The organism is Pseudonocardia sp. (genome assembly GCF_050250275.1).
GTDB lineage: Bacteria > Actinomycetota > Actinomycetes > Mycobacteriales > Pseudonocardiaceae > Pseudonocardia.
Genome location: NZ_JBFWOY010000009.1, coordinates 80781 through 99733 on the forward strand (window position 1 = coordinate 80781; position 18953 = coordinate 99733).

Consider the following 18953-nt stretch of genomic DNA (forward strand, 5'->3'; position numbering starts at 1 on the left):
GGCATCAAGTCCGGAGGACACGCCGGTGCGCGGTCAACCCTTGCCCGACTGGCCACCCGGGGCGGCACCGTCGACCGTGCCCGGCGTGGCGGGGTCCGGGGCGTCGGCGTGCGCGACGGCCGGTCCGAACTCGACGACGGGTGGCGCGGCCGGGTCGATCCGCGGGGGAGCGGGCGGTCGGGCGAGCCAGTCGACGACCTTGTCCCACCGGTTGAGCCGGCCCGGCGGGAACCGCCGCAACGACCGTTCGAGCTTGCGTGACCCGGGCTTGTACCGGCGGCGGGCCCAGAACGAGTGCGGCCGGGCGAGCCGGCACGTGGCCACGAGCGCGACGACGGGGATGAACACCCCGAGGAGGCCGAGAATGTTGCGGCCCTTGAGGATGGCGAGCGCGGCGAACACGAGGTTGATCGCGATGTTGAGTGCGACGAGCGGTGCCCCGGTGCCGGCGTCGGCGTCGTTGAGCGGGTTGCTGCCGATGAGCAGCAGTCCGCCGACGACGGCGGCCATCATGACCGCGTCGACCGACCGGCGGCCCTCCTCGGCCCAGTAGACGTCGTCGAGGCGCAGCCAGAGCGCGAACTCGTCGAGGGTGAGCGACGCGCCCGCGCCGAAGACGACGGCGAGGACCTCCGCCCAGGGCGCCTCGGGCCGGTAGGTGAACATCAACGTGCCGGCGCCGATCATCATGAAGATGCCGTACACCTGATGGTGGATGTGGACGCCACCGATCGTGGTGTCCCGGAACGGTCCGCGTCCGCTCGCGATCATCCGGGTGATCACCCGGGTCACGACGAACGTCACCACGAACGAGGCGAGCAGCCAGGCGACCAGCGCGCGGCCCTCGCCGATGGTCGGCACCAGGTCGATGGTGATGTCCACCACCGCAGCCTGCCATCCGCCCGCCGATCATGACGAGGGGTGGGCCTCAGGCGGGGACGGTGGTCCTCGACAGCGCGACCGGCAGCGACGCGTAGCCGCGCAGCGTGCGCGTCGGGCGGCGGCGCCCGGGCCCGGCCGCGGTGAGGTCGGGGAAGCGCTCGAACAGCGTCCGCAGCGCGACCTCGCCCTCCATCTTCGCGAGCGCGGCCCCGAGGCAGTAGTGGATGCCGCCGGAGAACGCGATGTGCTCGCCCGCGTTGGCGCGCAGCACGTCGAAGCGGGTCGGGTCGTCGAACACGGCGGGGTCGCGGTTGGCGCCGCCGAGCTGCACGATGACCACCGTCCCGGCGCGGATGCGGGTGCCGGCGACCTCGACGTCGACGTCGGCGACCCGGCCGGTGCGCTGCACGGGTGAGTCGATGCGCAGCATCTCGTCGATCGCGTTGTTCCACCGCGACGGGTCCGCGCGCAGCAGTGCCAGCTGGTCGGGGTGCTCCAGCAGCAGCGCGGCGCCGCTGCCGATGAGGTTGACCGTCGTCTCGAACCCGGCGGCGAGCAGCAGCATCGCGATGCTGGACAGCTCGTCCTCGGACAGCCCGCCCTGCTCGTCGTGCACGCCGACGAGCGCGGACAGGATGTCCTCGCCGGGGTTCGCGCGGATGCGGTCGAAGTGGCCGAGCATCCAGGCGTGCAGGGCGTCGATGTCGCGCTCGGAACGTCGGAACTCGGCGAAGGTGAGCCCCATGTCGAGCGAGAGCGCGCCCCCCTCGCCCCACCGCAGGAACTGGTCGCGCATCGCCGGCGGGGCGCCGAGCATCTCGGCGATCACCGTGGCGGGCAGCAGGGCGGCGTAGTCGGTGACGAGGTCGGCGGTGCCGCCGGGGCGGGCGGCGAGGTCGTCGAGCAGGCCCGCGGCGACCTCCTCGGTGCGCCGGCGCAGTGCTGCGACCTGTTTCGCGCTGAACGCACGGGTCACGAGCTTGCGGTAGCGGGTGTGGTCGGGCGGGTCGGACGAGAGCATCGAGGGTGGCTGTGCGGGCCCCAGCGGCCACGTGCCACCGGCCTTGAGGGCGATCCGGACGGCGCCGGGCAGGTTCTCCGGCAGTCGCATTCCGACACCGAAGTCCTTGCTGCGCAGGATCTCCGTGACGACGGCGTGGTCGACGGTGGTGACGGCGAGCCCGGTGTCGACGAAGTGGCCGCGGGCGCGGACCTCCTCGTAGAAGGGGTAGGGCTGCGCGAGGACCGCGGGGTCGAGCATGAGCCGGGCACCGAGCTCGCCCGCGGCGGCCCGCTTGCCGACCGCGCGGCGCACCATCCCGTGTCGCAGCGCCCACCGGATGAGTCGTCGTGGCCCGCCCGACGCCGCCATGGCTGCCTCCTCGCCTCGCCTGCGGGCAACTTACCGCCGGTAACTTAGGTGCGTCCAGAGGGTGGTGCCGCGCACGCCGCCCACACCGCGAGGATCGCGGCGGGTAGGACTGTGCGGGTGCCCGACCCCCGACTGCTCGCCGTCAGCGATCTCCACGTCCGCCACCCCGAGAACCGCGAGATCGCCGCGGCGCTGCGCCCGACCCACCCCGGCGACTGGCTGATCGTCGCCGGCGACGTCGCCGAGCAGGTGGAGGACACCGTGTCGACGCTGGCGTCGCTGCGCGAGCGGTTCGCAGAGGTGATCTGGGTGCCGGGCAACCACGAGCTGTGGACGCGTCCGAAGGAGGAGGGCGCGCCGAAGGGTGTCGCCCGCTACGACCGGCTCGTCGAGCGCTGCCGCGGGATCGGCGTCGTCACCCCCGAGGACCCGTACCCGGTGTGGACGGGTGCCGACGGCCCGATCGTCGTCGCCCCGCTGTTCCTGCTCTACGACTACTCGTTCCTGCCCGCGGGCACGTCGACCGTCGAGGAGGGGATCGCCGCCGCGCAGGCTGCCCGGGTGGTGTGCACCGACGAGTTCCTGCTGTACCCGGATCCCTACGCGTCGCGGCAGGAGTGGAGCGACGCGCGGATCACCGCGACGCAGCGCCGTCTCGACGGGATCGACCCGCACCTGCCGACGGTGCTGGTCAACCACTGGCCGCTGACCCGCTCGCCGACGCGCATCCTGCGCCACCCGGAGTTCTCGTTGTGGTGCGGCTCGACGCGGACCGCCGACTGGCACGTCCGCTACCGGGCCCGCACGGTCGTCTACGGGCACCTGCACGTGCCGCGCGTGACGTGGGAGGACGGGGTCCGGTTCGTCGAGGTGTCGCTGGGCTACCCGCGCGAGCAGCGGTTCCGGGCCGAGCGCGGCATCGTCACCGAGACCCTCCCGCGCCAGGTCCTGCCCGTCCCGGCACCGGAGCCCGATCCGCTCGCCCGATACGACAAACCCCTGTGAGCTGCGAGGATCGCTGCACACAGGGGTAGTCGACATCAGGTCAGCGGCGCCGGTCGCCGTAGCGGCGGCGGAACTTCTCGACCGCGCCCGCCTCGTCGAGCACGCGGGTCGTGCCCGTCCACAAGGGGTGCGAGTACGACGTCACGTCGACCTTCACGACGGGGTAGGTGCTGCCGTCGGACCACTCGACGGTCTCGGTCGAGGTCTCCGTCGAGCGGGTGAGGAACGTGTCCCCGGTCGCCCGGTCCTGGTAGACGACGGGCCCGTAGGTGGGGTGGATTCCGGTGCGCATGGTGGGCTCCTTCCGCGGTGGCTTCCGTCGTCCTCAACATGATGACAATCGTTTTCATTCCGTGGTCGGAGCGCCGGCGCTGCGGTGCCGCCGGCGTCCCCGGCCCGGTCGGTGTCGCGGCGGTGGCACCGCCACCGGCCGTGTCATCAGCGCGATCCGGTGGCGCTGACGACACGGTCGTGGGCGAGGTCAGGAACCGAGGAGTCGTTCCAGATCGTCGAGGACCCGGCCCGCGCCGATCGGCCCCAGGCCCAGGAACCAGGTCTCGTCGTCGACCGGGCGCACGTGTCCCGCGGCCACCCCGGGCAGGCCCTGCCACAGTGCGCTGTCGAGCACCGTGGCCTGTGCCGTCCGCTCGGGCGGGCCGTAGCTGGAGTAGAAGATCCAGTCGCCGTCGGCCTGGTCGATACGCTCGGCCGAGATCTCGGTGGCCAGCTCGTCGAAGGCCTGCGCGGCCGGGCGGGGCAGTCCGACGTCCTTCAGGACGACCCCGATGAACGACAGGTTGCCGTAGAGCCGGATGCGCCCCGGCATGAAGCGGACCATCGAGATCGTCGGCGGGTCGCCGGAGATCGTCGCCCGCAGGGCGTCGGCGCGGCGCTGGTAACCGTTCAGCAGCTCGACGGCCTTCGCCTCCTCGCCGGTGGCGGCGCCGACGAGCAGCAGGTTCTCCTTCCACGGGAACCCGGGCCGGATGCTCAGCACGGTGGGAGCGATGGCGGAGAGCCGGTCGTAGAGCTGGTCGGCGCGCAGCTTGCTGCCGAGGATCAGGTCGGGCTTCGCGGCCGCGATCGACTCGAGGTCGAGCGTGCTGACGTCCCCGGCCGTCGGCACGCCGGCGGTCCTGTCGGCGAGGTAGGACGGCGCGGTGTTGTTGGGGTTGGCCATGACGACGGGTGTGAGCCCCAGCGCGACGACGTCGTCGAGCTCACCGCTGTCGAGGACGGCGACCCGCTCGGGCTTGCGCTCGAGCCGGGTCGTGCCGTTCGCGTGGGTGACCGTCCGCGGGAAGACGCCGGGCGCGGCGTCGGCGCCGAACTTCGCGGTGGCCTCGTCGGCGGTCGAGAACTGAGTGCCGCCGGTCGCGACGTCGGTGTTCCCGGGACGGACGTCCTGGGACCGGTCGGAGCAGGCGCCGGCGACGAGCGCCACGGCCAGGACGACCGCGGCAGCGCCCCATCCGGGACGCCGGCGCGGTCGGTTCGTCGGAAGCATGCGGTGAGGTTAGCCTGCCCTGTGCGATTTCAGTGCGCGTGGGCTCAGTGCGCGTGGTGGGCGTGCACCACCGCGTGCCCGAGCCCGCGGCCGATCATCCACCGGTTCACCGGCGTCGTCAGCAGGAACGCGACGACGAGTGAGGAGGCGAGCGCCCCCCAGAACAGGCCCGACGTGAGCCCGGCGTCCATCGCGCCCGGCACGGTCGCCATCACGGTGTTGTCGACGACCTCCATGACCGCGATCGAGACCGTGTCGGCGGCCAGCGCGATCTTCAGCGCGCGTCGCAGCCCGACGCCCGCGCGCAGCACCCCGCGCATCGTCAGCGCGTAGCCGAAGGCGAACGCGAGCGCGATCGACAGCACGATCGTCGCGGCGTTGTGCAGCCCGAGCGCGGTGCCGATCACCATGCCGAGGACCTCGCCGATCGCACAGCCGGTCAGGCAGTGCAGCGTCGCCTGTGCGGCGGTTCCCCAGCTGACCCGAGTGCTCATCCCGAGCACCTCCCTCCGATACCCCCGGTAGGTGTACGCCGGTCCCGCTTATACCACCAGGGGGTATTTGGGTGACGTCCGTCGCTGTCGCCGGCGCCGGCACATCCGACACAATGACCGGACATTCACCAGCGCGGTCGGACCGACCAGGGAGGCGACCGTGGCCGAAGGGCCCTCCGAGCGACGACGCGAACCGCCACCGTTGCTGCGCAAGCGGATCGCGTCCGGCCGAGGCGCGATGGAACAGCCCAACGCCACCGGCGACGGCGACGTCCCGCTCACCGTCCGGTTCTGGTGTGCCGTCGTGCTCACCGGGATCGCCGCGGGCCTCGTCGGTGTGGCGCTGATGCTCGTCCTCTTCACTGTGCAGGGACTCGCCTTCGGCGCCGGGACACCCACCTCCGACGTCGAGGCCGCCGTCGCCGCCGCCGACCCGCTCCACCGGGTCCTGCCGCTGCTCGCCGCCGGCGTGATCGCGGGCGTCGGCTGGTACGTGCTGCGCCGGGCCACCGCAGGTCAGGCCTCCGAGGTCGACGACGCCATCTGGCGCGGCGACGGCACCCTCTCCGTCGCACGCAGCACCGGGACGTCGGTGCTGTCGGAGATCGTGGTCGGACTCGGGGCCTCGCTGGGGCGGGAAGCCGCCCCCAAGCTCATGGGCGGGGTCTGCGGCAGCATCCTCGCCCGCCCTCTCGGGCTGAGCCCGGCGCAGCGCCGGCTGCTCGTCGCATGCGGGGCGGGCGCCGGCGTCGCCGCGGTCTACAACGTGCCGCTCGCCGGCGCCCTGTTCACCGCCGAGGTGCTGTGCGGCACCGTCCGGCTGCCCGTGATCCTGCCGGCGCTCGCGTCGTCGGCGACGGCGACGCTCGTCGGCTGGATCTACCTGCCGACCGGCCCCGTCTACCCGGACATCCCCAGCTACCCGTTCCACCTCTCCGAGATCGGCTGGGCACTGCTCGCCGGGCCGGTCATCGGGCTGGCCGCGGTCGGGTTCGTCCGGCTCGTCGCGTGGGTGTCGCACCACCGACCGCGCGGCAGGTGGGAGCTCGTCGCCCCACTCGGGGCGTTCGCCGTCCTCGCCGCGCTCGGGCTGCTGTGGCCCCAGCTCTACGGCAACGGCCAGGGCATGGCCCGCGACGCGTTCCTCGGCATCGGCGGGCTCGGCCTGTTCGCAATCCTGATGGTGCTCAAACCCCTGGTCACGACGCTGTGCCTCGGCAGTGGCGCCGCCGGCGGACTACTCACCCCGACACTGTCTACCGGGGCCGTCCTCGGCGGTTTCCTCGGCTCGGCGTGGGCACTGCTCTGGCCGGGCGCGCCCGTCGGGGCCTTCGCGATGATGGGCGCCGCCGCCATGCTCGGCGCCGGCATGCAGGCGCCCCTCGCCGCGCTCGCGCTCGTCCTGGAACTCACCCACAGCGGCTTCGAGATCATGGTCCCCGCCGCCGTCGTCACCCTGATCGCGACGACCGTGGCGCGCCGCGTCGACGGGTACTCGATCTACTCCGCGCGGCTGTCCGAGGTGCCGTCCCCGCACTGACGCCCCGCCGCCCCACCTCAACGTACAGCGCTCCGGGGGGCTTGCCGCAAGACCCCGACAGTGCCGCACAATCGCCCACCCGAGCGTCGTGACCTGCGAGAACAGGGGACGACGGCCCGACGACCGATGGGCGGTACATGTACGACGTGATCATCGCCGGTGGCGGCCCCACCGGCATGATGCTGGCCGGCGAGCTGCGACTGCACGACGTCTCCGTGCTCGTGCTGGAGAAGGAGGAGGCACCCCCGTCGAACGTCCGGTCCCTCGGGCTGCACGTGCGCAGCATCGAGATCATGGACCAGCGCGGGCTGCTGGAGCGGTTCCTCGCCCACGGCCGGACGCACCCTCTCGGAAGCTCCTTCGCCGCCATCGCGAAACCCCCGCCCCCCGGGCTGGACACCGCGCACGGGTTCGTACTGGCAATCCCGCAACCACTGACCGACCGGCTGCTCGGCGAGCACGCCGTCGCCGCCGGAGCACACGTGCGCCGCGGCTGCGCGGTGACCGGCCTCGAGCAGGACACCGACGGCGTCACCGCACGGCTCGCCGACGGCACCTCGGTCCGGGGGAGCCGGCTCGTCGGGTGCGACGGCGGGCGCAGCACCGTCCGCCGCCTCGCCGGGATCGCCTTCCCCGGAGAACCGAGCCGCGTCGACACACTCCTGGGCGAGATGGCGGTGACCGCCCCCGCCGACGAGATCGCCGCGGTCGTCGCCGAGGTCCGCACCAGGCAACTGCGCTTCGGCCTCGGCCCCATGGGCGACGACGGCATCTTCCGGGTCGTCGTCCCCGCCGCCGGGGTCGCCGAGGACCGCAGGGCCGCACCGACACTCGACGAGGTCCGCACCCAGCTCATCGCCTATGCCGGCACCGACTTCGGCGTGCACTCACCGCGCTGGCTCTCCCGCTTCGGCGACGCCACCCGACTGGCGCGGCACTACCGGGCCGGTCGCGTCCTGCTCGCGGGCGACGCCGCCCACATCCATCCACCGATGGGCGGGCAGGGCCTCAACCTCGGCATCCAGGACGCCTTCAACCTCGGCTGGAAGCTGGCGGCCACCGTCGCCGGCTGGGCCCCCGAGAACCTGCTCGACACCTACGAGACCGAACGACGTCCCGTCGCCGCGGCCGTCCTGGACAACACCCGCGCCCAGCTCCTGCTGATGACCGACGAACCCGGCCCGCGGGCCGCGCGTGCCCTCCTCGCAGAGATCATGGACTTCCAGGAGGTCAACCGGTACCTGGTCGAGAAGATCACCGCGATCGGCGTCCGCTACGACCTCGGCGACGGCCACCCGCTGCTGGGCCGGCGGCTGCGCGACATCGCGCTGCAGGAGGGCCGGCTCTACCGGCGCATGCACGCCGGGCGGGGCATGCTGCTCGACCGGACCGGTCGGCTGACGGTCGTGGGGTGGGCCGACCGGGTCGACCGGATCGACGACGTCGGCGACGAGCTCGACGCGCCCGCGGTCCTGCTGCGACCCGACGGCCATGTCGCGTGGGTCGGCGACGACCAGGACGACCTGACGGCGCAGCTGATCACCTGGTTCGGTGTACCCGCCTGACCGCCTGACCGCCTGACCGCCGGCCCTCAGGGCCCCGCGACCGGCGGCAGGCCCGTGTAGCTGGGAGTGAGAGCCTGTTCCGGAGTCAGCCCGAAACCGAGGTTCGGACCGTAGAGCGCCATCGCCAGGGCCTGGAACATCAGCGTGGGGGTGATGCCGTTGGGCTGCTTCGTGGCGACGACCTGGATCGTCGTTCGTCGGGACGGCGAGTACATGGTGATCGACTCGTACCCGGGGAAGCTGCCTTCCTTGCCGATGAACGGGCCGGACTTGACGAAGCCCAACCCCTGGAACCAGCGACCGGTGCTGTTGTAGCCGTCGGAGAAGACGTACGGGATCGGGTCCTTCGTCGCCTCGCGCCACACCTTCGGCTCCAGCAGCGCGCCGGTCGCCAGGGCCCGTGACCAGACCTGCAGATCCGAGAGCGTGGAGACCATGCCGCCCGACGCCCCGACGCAGGACTGGTGCAGGGCGGTGACGTCGTCGGACGCGACACCCGGCGCCACGGCGGACAGGACGCCACCGGTCCCGTACCCGTGGGTGAAGGGCTTGGTCAGACCGTTGCCCGACCTGGGCAGGAAGGTGCGGTGCAGCCCGAGGGGTTCGGCGATGCGCTGCTGGATCGCCGTGCTGATGTCCAGACCGGTGGTCAGTTCCACGACCCGCCCCAGCAGGTCGTAGCCGTAGTTGCTGTAGGACCACATCTCACCCGGCGCCGCGACGGGCGGTTCCGCCGCACCGGCCGCGAGCACCTCCTCTTCGGTGCATCCGGTGGCCAGCTTGTTCACGTTCGCCTCCTGGACCAGGAAGCCGGTGCTCAGGCCGCTGGTCATGGTCAGGAGCTGACGGATCGTGATGCGGTCACCGCCTGGCACCCCGGCCACCCACTTCGAGATGCGGTCGTCGAGCGCGACACGCCCCTCTCCGACGAGCTGCAGGATGAGGTTGCCCGTGAAGGCCTTCGTCTGGCTGGCGATCTTGAACTGCATGTCAGGGGTGAGCGGCGCCCCCGTCCTCAGGTCGGCGACGCCCGTCGCGCTGACGAAGTTCCCCTTCGGACTCCAGATCCCGACCAGGACACCGGGGGTGTGGTTGGTGTCCTGGAACCGGGCGATGATGCGCTGTACCTCCGCCAGCGTCGCCCGGTCGAGGGACCTCCCGGCGCCGTGGCCACCCTTCGACGACGTGGTGGCTGCGGCCGGCGCGGCGCCCGCCGCGATCAGCACGAGCGTGAGGCCCACCGCCCCGAGGTACCGAATCCACGATCGGCTCATGTCCTGCTCCCTCGGCGCCGGAGGCGACCCGCAGAGGGACACCGCCTACGGTCTACCGCCCCGAGAGGAGTCGCATAAGCGCCGATTGGTCCATTGTGGCCCTCGGACCGGCCTGTCGGCATACACGTTTGCTGTCCGTCCCCGGCTGCGGACGGTGTGTGACGGCGCCCGGTCGTGCCATCGCGATCGACCCGCGGGGCGTGGACACCCGGACATGAACAAGGCCCCGTCCGCAGCGCGGACGGGGCCTTGACCTTGTGGGCGATACAAGGATTGAACTTGTGACCTCTTCCGTGTCAAGGAAGCGCTCTCCCACTGAGCTAATCGCCCGAGGCGGAGGCGGGAATCGAACCCGCGTACAGGGCTTTGCAGGCCCTTGCCTAAGCCACTCGGCCACTCCGCCCGATCCTCCGGATCGCTCCGGCGGTTCGAGACCTGGAGGTCCAGAAGTTGACTCGAGGTTCCTCCGAGCGGACGACGGGATTCGAACCCGCGACCCTCACCTTGGCAAGGTGATGCGCTACCAGCTGCGCTACGTCCGCATGTGCACCGTGTCGGTGCGATGGGGAAACATTAGCGCAAGCCTGGAGGGCCGGTGCAAGCACCCCCCTCCAGGACCTGCGTGCGGCCCCTGATCTGCAGAATCAGTCCATGGTCTTCTCGAGGAGGTCGGTGAGCGCCGCGTCGAAGTCGAGCCACGAGTACTCGGCGCCCGGCGGGACGGCGGCGTAGGTGTGCTCCAGGAAGTCCGACAGCACCGACGCCGAGGCGTGGAACCGCGCATGGCCCGACGGGGAGGTGAGGACCAGCTCGACCTGGTCCCGCTCGATCGGGGCCACCGTCACGTCACCGTCGCCCGACGCCTCCGACAGGCCGTCGGCGAGCAGCTCCCGCGCGAACACCCACACGACCGGCTGCGCATTGCCCGTCCGGAACGACGCCTCGACCGCGAACGGGTCCTTGAACGAGTAGGTCAGCTCGACGTTCACCGACACCGTCGAGTCGGGAGCGATCAGCTCGAACACCGTCTGCTTGCAGATGATGTTGGTTACGTCGCGCATCGTGCTCCTCTTCCTGGGGTCCCGCGTGGTCCGTCATGCACAAAAACGAGCGTCCCGCGAAGATGTGACGGGTCGACTGCGGCGAGTCCGCCCGAAAGATCGGCGAAATCCACCCGGGTGAGTGCCCCGGGGTCTCCGGCAACGCCCCGACCTGCACGATTCGCCGCGCGGTGCACGACTCGGCGACATAGGGTGAACCGCGCACCGGGGACGGTGCGAACTACGAGCGTGAGGAACACCCTGGTGGCCGACCCGACCGGCGAGCACGGCACGTCGGGTCGGCGCGGCCGCACGCGCGACGACGCCGCACGCGTCCTGGGTGAACCGGCCGACGACGTCCTCGTCCGCCGCATGACCGGCGGCGACTCCACCGCCCTCGCCGCGCTCTACGACCGCTACGGCCGGGCCGCGTACTCCCTCGCCCGCCGGATCTGCGCCGACGAGGGGATCGCCGAGGACGTCGTGCAGGAGGTGTTCATCGCCGTCTGGCGCGATCCCGCCCGCTTCGACCCCCTGCGGGGCGCGTTCGGCTCATGGCTGATGACGCTGGTCCACCACAAGTCCGTCGACGCCGTCCGGCGCGAGAGCGCCGTCCGTCGCCGCACCGTGCCCGCGGGCGACGACGCCGACGACCGATCCGCCCCCGCCGGACCCGGAGCCGACCAGGCCGCCCTCGGCGCCGTCGTCGCCGGGCAGGTCCGCGACGCCCTCGGCGCCCTCCCCGACGAACAGCGCGAAGCCCTCGCCCTCGCCTACTTCGGCGGCTACACCCAGCGCGAGGTCGCCGCCCTCGTCGGTGTGCCCCTCGGCACCGTCAAGTCGCGCATGTTCACCGGCATCCAGAAACTGCGCGGCAAACTGGGACCCGTGTTCGGTGACGTGCCCGGCGACCTGACCGGAGGTGCGCGGTGACCCGTCCGCCCCGGCCGGGCTGCCCGCGCGTCGAGCAGGCCGTCGGCCTCGTCCTGCACACCCTCGAGCCCGACGAGGAGCTCGAAGCCCTCGCGCACCTGCCCGGCTGCCCCGACTGCACCGCCGCAGCCGGCGACGCCGAAGCCGTCCTGTCGAGCCTCGGCAGCTCGGTCGACCAGGTCGACCCGCCGCCCCGGCTGCGCGACGCGATCCTCGACACCGCCGCCCGCACCCCGCAGGTCGCACCATCCGTCGACCCGGCGCCCGCCCCGCCCGCACCACCTGCGCCGCCCGCACCACCCGCACCGGCTGCGCCCGCCGCGGCCGGGCGCGGTCCCGCACCCGCGCGCCCCGGTGGCCCGTCACGGCCGCCGGCCGCTCACCGCGCCCCCCGCCGACGCACCCGCACCCTCGTCGCGGCCGCCCTCGCCCTGATCGTCGCCGCCGGCGTCGGCGGACTCGCCGCCCGCACCGTCCAGCTGCAGAACCAGCGGGACGCCCAGATCCAGCAGACCCAGACGATCATCGACATGGTCGCCCGGTTCGACCGGCCCGGCGTCCGGCACGCGTGGCTCGCCGCCGAACCCGGCCGGTCGCCGGTCGCCGCGGTCATGGTCGACGGCGCCACCCGGGCCGTCGTCACCGTCGGCCTGCCCGCCAACTCGGCGGCCGACGACACCTACGTCCTCTGGGGGATGGGTGACGGAGACCCCCGCCCGCTCGGCACCTTCGACGTCGCATCCACACAAACCGGACCGCACGACATAGGATCGGGCACGGCGACGGGGGACTACGGCTGGTACGCGATCTCGCTCGAACCCGGCAGGGACCTCCCCGCCGTCCCTACGAAAGTGGTCGCGACCGGGCAGGTGGAGATCTGAGCGAGAAGACCGACGAACGCGAAGAGCCGACGGGACTCGCCGCGTTCCGAGCGCGGATCGAGGAACGGCCCACCTGGCGCCGGGCCTGGAAGATCGGCGTCGGCGTCGTCGGCACCGCCGTCCTCGCCGCCGGGATCATCGCCATCCCGTACCCCGGCCCCGGCTGGCTGATCGTCTTCGCCGGCCTCGCGATCCTCTCCACCGAGTTCACCTGGGCCAAGCGCGTCCTCGGGTACGCCCGGGGCAAGTACGACGCCTGGACCGACTGGCTCGGCCGGCAGCACTGGGCGGTCAAGAGCCTGGTGGTCCTCGCCACGGCGGCGATCGTCGTCGGCACACTGTGGCTGCTGAACGCGTTCGCGCTGGTCGCCGGCTGGGTCGGGCTGGAACACTGGACCTGGCTGAGGAGCCCGATCTTCGGGTGATGTAGGGTTGGCGACGGCAGCGGGCGATTAGCTCAGGGGGAGAGCGCTTCGTTCACACCGAAGAGGTCACTGGTTCGATCCCAGTATCGCCCACAGCCGAACGGCCTGGTCAGAGGCTCATCACGAGCCCTGGGACCAGGCCGTTCGTCGTTTCCGGGGTGGCGGCCGGAGCATGTGGGAGCGTCGCGTACGCGCTGCCGGACGAGGGGCGGTTGAGCGCGAGTGCATTCGCGCACCACGCGCGACACCGTGAGGCTGATCCCGCGCGACCTGTAGCAGTCCGAGGCCCTCGCTCCCGGGCGGGCGACGGCCGCCCGGGTGCGCTCAGCCGTGGGTGTGGAGCGGCTTGCCGGCGAGGGCGAGGTGCGCCTCGCCGAGCGCCTCGTTCTGCGTCGGATGGGCGTGGATCAGCGGCGCGACGTCATCGGCGTGTGCCTCCCAGTTCACGATGAGCTGGGCCTCGCCGACGAGTTCTCCGACTCGAGCGCCGACCATGTGCACGCCGACGACGGGTCCCGGGGTGCCCTTCGGTCCGGCCTTCACCAGTTTGACCGCTCCGGCCGTCTGCAGGATCTGGGACCTGCCGTTGCCGCCGAGATCGTAGGTGATCGTCTGGACCTCGCCGTGGCGCTGCTTCGCCTGCTCCTCGGTCAGCCCCACGGATGCGATCTCGGGGTCGCTGTAGGTCACCCGGGGTATCTCGGTCTCGACCAGAGGCTGCGGATCGAGGCCGGCGATGTGTTCGGCGACGAATATCCCGTGTGCGAAGCCGCGGTGGGCGAGTTGGAGGCCCGCGACGATGTCGCCCACGGCGTAGACGCCCTCGACGCTGGTGCGCAGGCGTTCGTCCACGGTCACGAACCCCCGCTCCATGGCCACGCCGGCCTCCGCGAAGCCGTGACCCGTCGTGCTGGGGCCGCGGCCGACGGCGACCAGGAGCAGGTCGGCGTCGAGTTCCTCACCGGACTCCAGCGTCACCGTGACCCCGTGCCCGGTCTGCCGGACACCGGCGAACCGGGCACCGGTTCGCGCCGTGATCCTCCGCTTGCGAAAGGCGCGCTCCAGCGCGGTCGAGATGAAGGCGTCCTCGTTGGGGACGAGCCGGGGGAGGGCTTCGACGATGGTGACCTCGGTGCCGAAGGACGCCCAGACCGACGCGAACTCCACGCCGATGACCCCGCCGCCGAGCACCACCGCCCGGTCGGGCACCCGATCGAGGCTCAGCGCCTGGTCGGAGGTGATCACGCGACCGGCGACGTCGAGGCCGGGGACGGTCTTGGGATACGACCCGGTGGCCAGGACGAGGTGTGTGCCGGTGTGGCGGTCGCCGCCGACCTCGACCGTGCGGGGGCCCACGACGGTTCCCCTGCCCTCGACGAGGGTGATCTTTCGAGAGGCCACCAGCCCCTGCAGTCCCTTGTGGAGTCTCCCGACGACGGCGTCCTTGTAGGCGTTCACGGCCGCCATGTCGATGCCCGTCAGCTCCGAGCGGACCCCGATGCCGGCGCCGTGTCGGGCATGGTCGGCGACCTCTGCCACGTGGAGCAGGGCCTTGGTCGGGATGCACCCGCGATGGAGGCAGGTGCCACCGAGCTCGTCCTTCTCGATGAGGACGACGGACCTGCCGAGTTCGGCGGCGCGGAGCGCGCAGGCGTAGCCGCCGGAGCCACCGCCGAGGATCACCAGGTCGGCGTGCTGCTCGGTCATGCCGTCGCCCCCTGGAGCGGCCGGCACTCCGTCGTGCGCGACCACCCGCCGAGAAGCAGACCGCCCCGGCGGGTGAGACCGACGGCGGCACAGCCGGCGAGGTGGCCGGGTCCGGGACGACCGAGCCCGTGGATGGTCACTGCGGGCCCCCGGCGGCCTGCGGCGTGCGGGGGAGGAGGGGCTCCCTCGTGGGGGGCGTCGTCACGATGGGCATGGCAGAACCGCGTCGTCGGTCGCGGAAGAACGGTCGTGCCCCTCGCCGGGCGTCGATCCGGGACCGGGCGAGGTCGATGGCGACGGTCACGGTGTCCGCGCCCGTCTGCAGTGCTCGGTCGAGAACAGCCCTCGTGGTGTGCCCGATGGCTTCCACGTCGGCTGACAGGCTGCTGTCGTCGCCGCGGACCTCCGCCTCGCAGGCGATCAGACCGCCGGCGTTGGCGACGAAGTCGGGGACGTGGACGATGCCGCGCTCGGTGAGCCGGGTGGGCATCGCGTCGTGGGCGAGCAGGTTGTTCGCGGCACCGACGACGTAGCGGGCTTTGAGCCGGTCGAGAGCACGTTCGTCGAGCACTCCGCCTGCGGCGCAGGGCGCGATGACGTCGACGTCGGCGGCGAGGATGTCCTCGACGTCGACCGGGGTGGCTCCGAACTCGCGGCAGACCTCGTCGAGCCGTGCCGGGTCGACATCGGCTGCGTACGGCTCGACGCCCTCCTGGGCGAGCAGGGCGACGACTTGCCTGCCCACGTGTCCGACACCCTGCACGGCGACGCGGACACCGCTGAGCGTGGATCCGTCCCGCAGCGTCACTGCTGCCCTGATGGCCGCGACGACTCCCTGCGCCGTGAAGACGGACGGATCTCGACGTCGACCGGACACCGGCGTCACGTGCCGGCCGACGATGTCGAGGTCGTGCACGGTGGTGCCCATGTCCACCGCGGGGATGTAGCGGCCGCCCAAGGTGCCGATGTAGCGGGCGTGGGCCTCGATCAGGCGTTCCCGGTCGACACGGCGGGGGTCCGCGTTGATCACGCTCTTGCCGCCGCCGAGGTCCAGACCCGCGAGCGCGGCCTTGTAGGTCATCGCCTCGGCCAGGTCCAGGGCGTCGGCGACGGCGGCGTCGAGATCCCGGTAGGCGCGCATCCGGATGCCGCCGAGCGCCGGGCCGAGGGTGGTGTCGTGTACCGCGATCACCGACTCAAGTCCGGTGGCGGGATCGCGGCACACGACGACCTGTTCGAAGTCCCGGTCGGCCATCGTGTTCGTCAGGCTGGTGTGGTTCACCATGTGTCCATTCGGCGGGGTGTCCGGACGTAGCTCGTGGCGGTCCGGTCACGTGGCTGGGCGCTACTGTGCGTGCCTGTCATGCGTGGTGACGGGGGAGACGGGGCGATCATGGAGCGGGACGGCAGAGAGGTCGACGCGACGGATCGCAGGATGCTCGAGCTGCTGCTCGACAACCCTCGGCTGTCGAATCGTGCGCTGGCCCGGGCGATCCAGATGTCGCCGAGCTCGGTGGGCGAGCGGCTGGACCGGCTGCAGAAGAGTGGAGCGATCCGCGGGTTCCGCGCGGAGGTCGACCCGGCCGCGCTGGGCTACGGTCTGGAGGTGGTCGTGGCGATCCAGCTGCGCCAGGGCAAGCCGGTCCGCGACACCGTGGACTCGCTGCGCGGCATCTCCGAGGTTCGCTCGGTCCAGCTGGTGACCGGGCGATGGGACCTCCTGCTCACCTTGCTCGTCCGCGATCAGCTGCACCTGCGCGAGATCCTGCTCGGCGACGTGTGGTCGGTAGCCGACTTCCAGCACAGCGAGTCGATGATCATCCTGCAGGCGTGGTCGTCGGCGACCCCGCTGACCGCGGCACCGTCGGATGACGGTGACGACCGTCCACTCGGCCGGGCGACCGGCTCGTAGCCGGGTCAGCTCAGCAGCAGTTCCCATTTCGGGTTCTCCAGGATTCTCCCGACGCGGGCGAGGACCTTGCTGCCGAGTTCACCGTCCACCAGCCGGTGGTCGAACGACAGCGAGAGGTGGGTGGTCCAGCGCAGCGCCACCTCGCCCTTGTGCTCCCAGGGCGTCCGGCGGACGGCTCCGAGGCACAGGATGGCGGCCTCTCCCGGGTTCAGGATGGGCGTACCTGCGTCGACGCCGAACACACCGATGTTGGTGATCGTGATCGTGCCTCGGGACATGTCCTCCGGGGTCGACTTCCCGTCCCGGGCGGTGCGGACGAGGCCGGTCAGCGCTTCGGCGAGCCTCGGAAGGGTCAACGACCCGGCGTCCTTGATGTTGGGCACCATCAGCCCGCGCGGAGTCGCTGCGGCGATTCCGAGGTTGACCCGGTGCTGCAGGACGATCTCGTCGGTGTCGCCGTCCCAGCGGGCGTTGATCTCCGGGAAGTCACGGACGGCGGCGAGGAGGGCTCGGGCGACGAGCAGGAGCATCGTCACGCGTGAGCCCTCGAAGGCTCGCTCGGCTCTGAGCTTCTCCACCAGCTTCACCGAGCGGGTCACGTCCACGGTGACGAACTCGGTCACGTGCGGAGCGGTGAACGCGCTGCTCACCATGGCGGTGGCGATGGCCTTGCGGACCCCCTTGACCGGGATGCGGGTCGACCGCGCGTCGTCCGGCTGCGCTGTGGGGGCCGCTGGAATCGTGGGGACCTGCGGCGGCGCGCTGTTCTCGGCCTGTTCCAGGACGTCCTGGCGGGTCACCGTGTGGTCCGGTCCGGACGGGCTGACGGCGGCGAGGTCGATGCCGAGGTCCTTGGCGAGCTTGCGGACCGGAGGCTTCGCCTTGATCGCAGTCCTGGGCGCCACCCCGCCGCTCGGGTCGGCACCGTTGCCGGTCGACGCCGGAGCCTTGCGCCGCCGGCGGGTTCCGCTGGACTCGGTCGGGCCGTAACCGACCAGGACGGATGGAGCCGGTTCGTCGTCGGTGGCCGTCGAACCGGCCTCGGCCGCCGTCGTGTTCGGGGCGGAGGTCGGCGCCCCGTCAGTGGGTGGGCCGGCGGCCGGCTCGTCGACGGGTGTCGAGCCGGACCCGGCGCCGATCGAGATGATGGGCGTCCCGACGGCGACGGTCTCGCCTTCCGGCACGAGGAGCGCGAGGACGGTCCCCTCGAAGGGGGACGGGAGCTCGACGATGGACTTGGCGGTCTCGATCTCGACGAGGACCTGGTTGTGGGTCACCGTGTCGCCCACGGCGACGTGCCAGGTGACGACCTCGGCCTCCTCCAGACCTTCACCGACGTCGGGCAGGCGGAACTGTCGAGCGCTCATGTCGGGGGTGCTCACCAGGCGAAGGATCGGTCGACGGCGTCCAGGACGCTGTCGAGGTCGGGCAGGTACTGGTCCTCGAACTTCGCGGGCGGGTAGGGGGTGTTGAATCCGCCGACCCGCAGAATCGGGGCCTGGAGGTGGTAGAAGCAGCTCTGGGTCACGGCAGACGCGATCTCGGCACCCAACCCGGCGAAGGTCGGTGCCTCGTGGGCGACGACGCAGCGACCGGTCCTCTCGACCGAGCGGGTGATGGTGCCCAGATCCAGTGGCGACAGGCTTCGCAGGTCGATCACCTCTATGTCGCGGCCGTCCTCGACGGCGGCGTTCGCGGCCTGGAGACAGGGCTGCACCATTCCGCCGTAGGTGAGCAGCGTGAGGTCCCGTCCCGGTCGCACGATCCGGGCGCGGTCGAGGGGGAGCACGCGATCGTCGTCGGCGGCGTCGGCAACCTCGGCCTTGGACCAGTAGCGGCGCTTGGGTTCGTAGAAGATGACGGGGTCCTCGCAGGCGACGGCCTGGCGCAGCATCCAGTGTCCGTCCTGCGGGTTCGAACAGCACACGACCCGCAGTCCTGCGGTGTGGGCGAAGTAGGCCTCGTTGGACTCGCTGTGGTGCTCGACCGCACCGATCCCACCGCCGGCGGGTATGCGGATGACCACGGGCACGGCGAGCTTCCCGCTGCTGCGGGCGCGGATCTTGGCCAGTTGGGACACGATCTGGGAGAAGGCCGGGTAGACGAACCCGTCGAACTGGATCTCGCAGACGGGCCGGTAACCACGCAGTGCCAGGCCGATCGCGGTGCCGACGATTCCTGCCTCGGCGAGTGGGGTGTCGATGACGCGGTCGCTGCCGAAGTCCTTCTGCAGGCCGTCGGTGACGCGGAAGACGCCGCCGAGCCCGCCGACGTCCTCCCCCATGACGATGACCTTCGGGTCGTCCTCCAGGGCTCGGCGCAGGCCGGTGTTGATCGCTTTGGAGAGGGTGATGACGGGCATGTCCGCTCCCGTGAGGTGTGCCGTCGGGGGTGGACGGCGGGTCCGGTGAGGTGT

18 protein-coding genes and 4 tRNA genes are annotated in these 18953 nt (G+C 71.7%); 8 read left to right on the top strand and 14 right to left on the bottom strand.

Features of this window, described 5'->3' with window-relative positions; translation table 11 throughout:
- Nucleotides 1-33: 33 nt before the first annotated feature.
- Nucleotides 34-882: a hypothetical protein gene (locus tag AB7F12_RS10845; protein ID WP_428498284.1), complete on the bottom strand. Its 849-nt coding sequence runs from the start codon at nucleotides 880-882 to the stop codon at nucleotides 34-36.
- A 46-nt stretch (nucleotides 883-928) separates the two neighbouring features.
- Nucleotides 929-2254: a cytochrome P450 gene (locus AB7F12_RS10850; protein ID WP_428498283.1), complete on the bottom strand. Its 1326-nt coding sequence runs from the start codon at nucleotides 2252-2254 to the stop codon at nucleotides 929-931.
- Nucleotides 2255-2371: 117 nt separating this feature from the next.
- On the opposite strand from AB7F12_RS10850, the gene AB7F12_RS10855 reads away from it, so the two are divergent.
- A complete protein-coding gene (locus tag AB7F12_RS10855; protein WP_428498282.1) occupies nucleotides 2372-3259 on the top strand; it encodes a metallophosphoesterase family protein in 888 nt (295 codons plus the stop codon).
- A 40-nt stretch (nucleotides 3260-3299) separates the two neighbouring features.
- Here the strand turns inward: AB7F12_RS10855 and AB7F12_RS10860 are convergent, their stop codons facing one another.
- From AB7F12_RS10860 to AB7F12_RS10870, 3 genes are all read right to left on the bottom strand, one after another.
- Complete coding sequence (locus AB7F12_RS10860; protein ID WP_428498281.1) at nucleotides 3300-3551, bottom strand: type B 50S ribosomal protein L31; 252 nt, start codon at nucleotides 3549-3551, stop codon at nucleotides 3300-3302.
- 189 nt (nucleotides 3552-3740) lie between these two features.
- Nucleotides 3741-4766, bottom strand: coding sequence for an ABC transporter substrate-binding protein (locus AB7F12_RS10865; RefSeq protein ID WP_428498280.1), 1026 nt, complete (start codon nucleotides 4764-4766; stop codon nucleotides 3741-3743).
- Nucleotides 4767-4810: 44 nt separating this feature from the next.
- Nucleotides 4811-5260 carry a DUF4396 domain-containing protein gene (locus AB7F12_RS10870; protein ID WP_428498279.1) on the bottom strand — a complete coding sequence of 150 codons (450 nt, stop codon included), beginning with the start codon at nucleotides 5258-5260 and terminating at the stop codon, nucleotides 4811-4813.
- 160 nt (nucleotides 5261-5420) lie between these two features.
- On the opposite strand from AB7F12_RS10870, the gene AB7F12_RS10875 reads away from it, so the two are divergent.
- Nucleotides 5421-6800 (top strand): chloride channel protein, encoded by a 1380-nt coding sequence (locus AB7F12_RS10875; protein WP_428498278.1) that lies wholly within the window; start codon nucleotides 5421-5423, stop codon nucleotides 6798-6800.
- Nucleotides 6801-6937: 137 nt separating this feature from the next.
- Nucleotides 6938-8365 carry a rifampin monooxygenase gene (gene rox / locus AB7F12_RS10880; protein ID WP_428498277.1) on the top strand — a complete coding sequence of 476 codons (1428 nt, stop codon included), beginning with the start codon at nucleotides 6938-6940 and terminating at the stop codon, nucleotides 8363-8365.
- A gap of 26 nt (nucleotides 8366-8391) precedes the next feature.
- On the opposite strand, the gene AB7F12_RS10885 is transcribed toward rox, so the two are convergent.
- The 5 genes from AB7F12_RS10885 to AB7F12_RS10905 all read right to left on the bottom strand — a co-directional run bounded on the left by AB7F12_RS10885 (nucleotide 8392) and on the right by AB7F12_RS10905 (nucleotide 10700).
- Entirely contained in the window at nucleotides 8392-9639 is a 1248-nt protein-coding gene (locus tag AB7F12_RS10885; protein WP_428498276.1) for a serine hydrolase domain-containing protein, read from the bottom strand.
- Between the two features lie 258 nt (nucleotides 9640-9897).
- Nucleotides 9898-9969, bottom strand: a tRNA-Val gene (locus AB7F12_RS10890).
- Between the two features lies 1 nt (nucleotide 9970).
- Nucleotides 9971-10042, bottom strand: a tRNA-Cys gene (locus AB7F12_RS10895).
- Nucleotides 10043-10108: 66 nt separating this feature from the next.
- Nucleotides 10109-10181, bottom strand: a tRNA-Gly gene (locus AB7F12_RS10900).
- 102 nt (nucleotides 10182-10283) lie between these two features.
- Nucleotides 10284-10700 (bottom strand): SsgA family sporulation/cell division regulator, encoded by a 417-nt coding sequence (locus AB7F12_RS10905; protein ID WP_428498275.1) that lies wholly within the window; start codon nucleotides 10698-10700, stop codon nucleotides 10284-10286.
- Nucleotides 10701-10943: 243 nt separating this feature from the next.
- Between AB7F12_RS10905 and AB7F12_RS10910 the strand changes: the two genes are divergently transcribed.
- The 4 genes from AB7F12_RS10910 to AB7F12_RS10925 all read left to right on the top strand — a co-directional run bounded on the left by AB7F12_RS10910 (nucleotide 10944) and on the right by AB7F12_RS10925 (nucleotide 13011).
- On the top strand, nucleotides 10944-11612 hold the full coding sequence (locus tag AB7F12_RS10910; RefSeq protein ID WP_428498274.1) for an RNA polymerase sigma factor: 669 nt from the start codon (nucleotides 10944-10946) through the stop codon (nucleotides 11610-11612).
- The gene (locus AB7F12_RS10915; protein WP_428498273.1) at nucleotides 11609-12493 is read left to right on the top strand and encodes an anti-sigma factor domain-containing protein; all 885 of its coding nucleotides are present in this window, start codon (nucleotides 11609-11611) and stop codon (nucleotides 12491-12493) included. Before AB7F12_RS10910 ends, AB7F12_RS10915 begins: the two co-directional genes overlap by 4 nt.
- Before the next feature lie 56 nt (nucleotides 12494-12549).
- Nucleotides 12550-12918, top strand: coding sequence for a TIGR02611 family protein (locus AB7F12_RS10920; protein ID WP_428516843.1), 369 nt, complete (start codon nucleotides 12550-12552; stop codon nucleotides 12916-12918).
- Between the two features lie 21 nt (nucleotides 12919-12939).
- Nucleotides 12940-13011 (top strand) — tRNA-Val (locus tag AB7F12_RS10925).
- 231 nt (nucleotides 13012-13242) lie between these two features.
- Here the strand turns inward: AB7F12_RS10925 and lpdA are convergent.
- Together lpdA and AB7F12_RS10935 are read right to left on the bottom strand one after the other, a co-directional pair.
- Nucleotides 13243-14625 (bottom strand): dihydrolipoyl dehydrogenase, encoded by a 1383-nt coding sequence (gene lpdA, locus AB7F12_RS10930; protein WP_428498272.1) that lies wholly within the window; start codon nucleotides 14623-14625, stop codon nucleotides 13243-13245.
- A gap of 136 nt (nucleotides 14626-14761) precedes the next feature.
- The gene (locus tag AB7F12_RS10935) at nucleotides 14762-15907 is read right to left on the bottom strand and encodes a Glu/Leu/Phe/Val dehydrogenase dimerization domain-containing protein (protein ID WP_428498271.1); all 1146 of its coding nucleotides are present in this window, start codon (nucleotides 15905-15907) and stop codon (nucleotides 14762-14764) included.
- 111 nt (nucleotides 15908-16018) lie between these two features.
- On the opposite strand from AB7F12_RS10935, the gene AB7F12_RS10940 reads away from it, so the two are divergent.
- A complete protein-coding gene (locus tag AB7F12_RS10940) occupies nucleotides 16019-16537 on the top strand; it encodes an Lrp/AsnC family transcriptional regulator (protein ID WP_428516835.1) in 519 nt (172 codons plus the stop codon).
- Nucleotides 16538-16542: 5 nt separating this feature from the next.
- Here the strand turns inward: AB7F12_RS10940 and AB7F12_RS10945 are convergent, their stop codons facing one another.
- Nucleotides 16543-17904 carry a dihydrolipoamide acetyltransferase family protein gene (locus tag AB7F12_RS10945; RefSeq protein ID WP_428498294.1) on the bottom strand — a complete coding sequence of 454 codons (1362 nt, stop codon included), beginning with the start codon at nucleotides 17902-17904 and terminating at the stop codon, nucleotides 16543-16545.
- Between the two features lie 11 nt (nucleotides 17905-17915).
- Nucleotides 17916-18899 carry an alpha-ketoacid dehydrogenase subunit beta gene (locus AB7F12_RS10950; RefSeq protein ID WP_428498269.1) on the bottom strand — a complete coding sequence of 328 codons (984 nt, stop codon included), beginning with the start codon at nucleotides 18897-18899 and terminating at the stop codon, nucleotides 17916-17918.
- Between the last annotated feature and the right edge of the window lie 54 nt (nucleotides 18900-18953).

Bases quoted from the DNA above. Each gene is read 5' to 3' on its own strand.
- AB7F12_RS10850 (WP_428498283.1), bottom strand. From the start codon at position 2,254: ATGGCGGCGTCGGGCGGGCCACGACGACTCATCCGGTGGGCGCTGCGA.
- AB7F12_RS10860 (WP_428498281.1), bottom strand. From the start codon at position 3,551: ATGCGCACCGGAATCCACCCCACCTACGGGCCCGTCGTCTACCAGGAC.
- AB7F12_RS10865 (WP_428498280.1), bottom strand. From the start codon at position 4,766: ATGCTTCCGACGAACCGACCGCGCCGGCGTCCCGGATGGGGCGCTGCC.
- AB7F12_RS10870 (WP_428498279.1), bottom strand. From the start codon at position 5,260: ATGAGCACTCGGGTCAGCTGGGGAACCGCCGCACAGGCGACGCTGCAC.
- rox (WP_428498277.1), top strand. From the start codon at position 6,938: ATGTACGACGTGATCATCGCCGGTGGCGGCCCCACCGGCATGATGCTG.
- AB7F12_RS10885 (WP_428498276.1), bottom strand. From the start codon at position 9,639: ATGAGCCGATCGTGGATTCGGTACCTCGGGGCGGTGGGCCTCACGCTC.
- AB7F12_RS10905 (WP_428498275.1), bottom strand. From the start codon at position 10,700: ATGCGCGACGTAACCAACATCATCTGCAAGCAGACGGTGTTCGAGCTG.
- lpdA (WP_428498272.1), bottom strand. From the start codon at position 14,625: ATGACCGAGCAGCACGCCGACCTGGTGATCCTCGGCGGTGGCTCCGGC.
- AB7F12_RS10940 (WP_428516835.1), top strand. From the start codon at position 16,019: ATGGAGCGGGACGGCAGAGAGGTCGACGCGACGGATCGCAGGATGCTC.
- AB7F12_RS10945 (WP_428498294.1), bottom strand. From the start codon at position 17,904: ATGAGCGCTCGACAGTTCCGCCTGCCCGACGTCGGTGAAGGTCTGGAG.
- AB7F12_RS10950 (WP_428498269.1), bottom strand. From the start codon at position 18,899: ATGCCCGTCATCACCCTCTCCAAAGCGATCAACACCGGCCTGCGCCGA.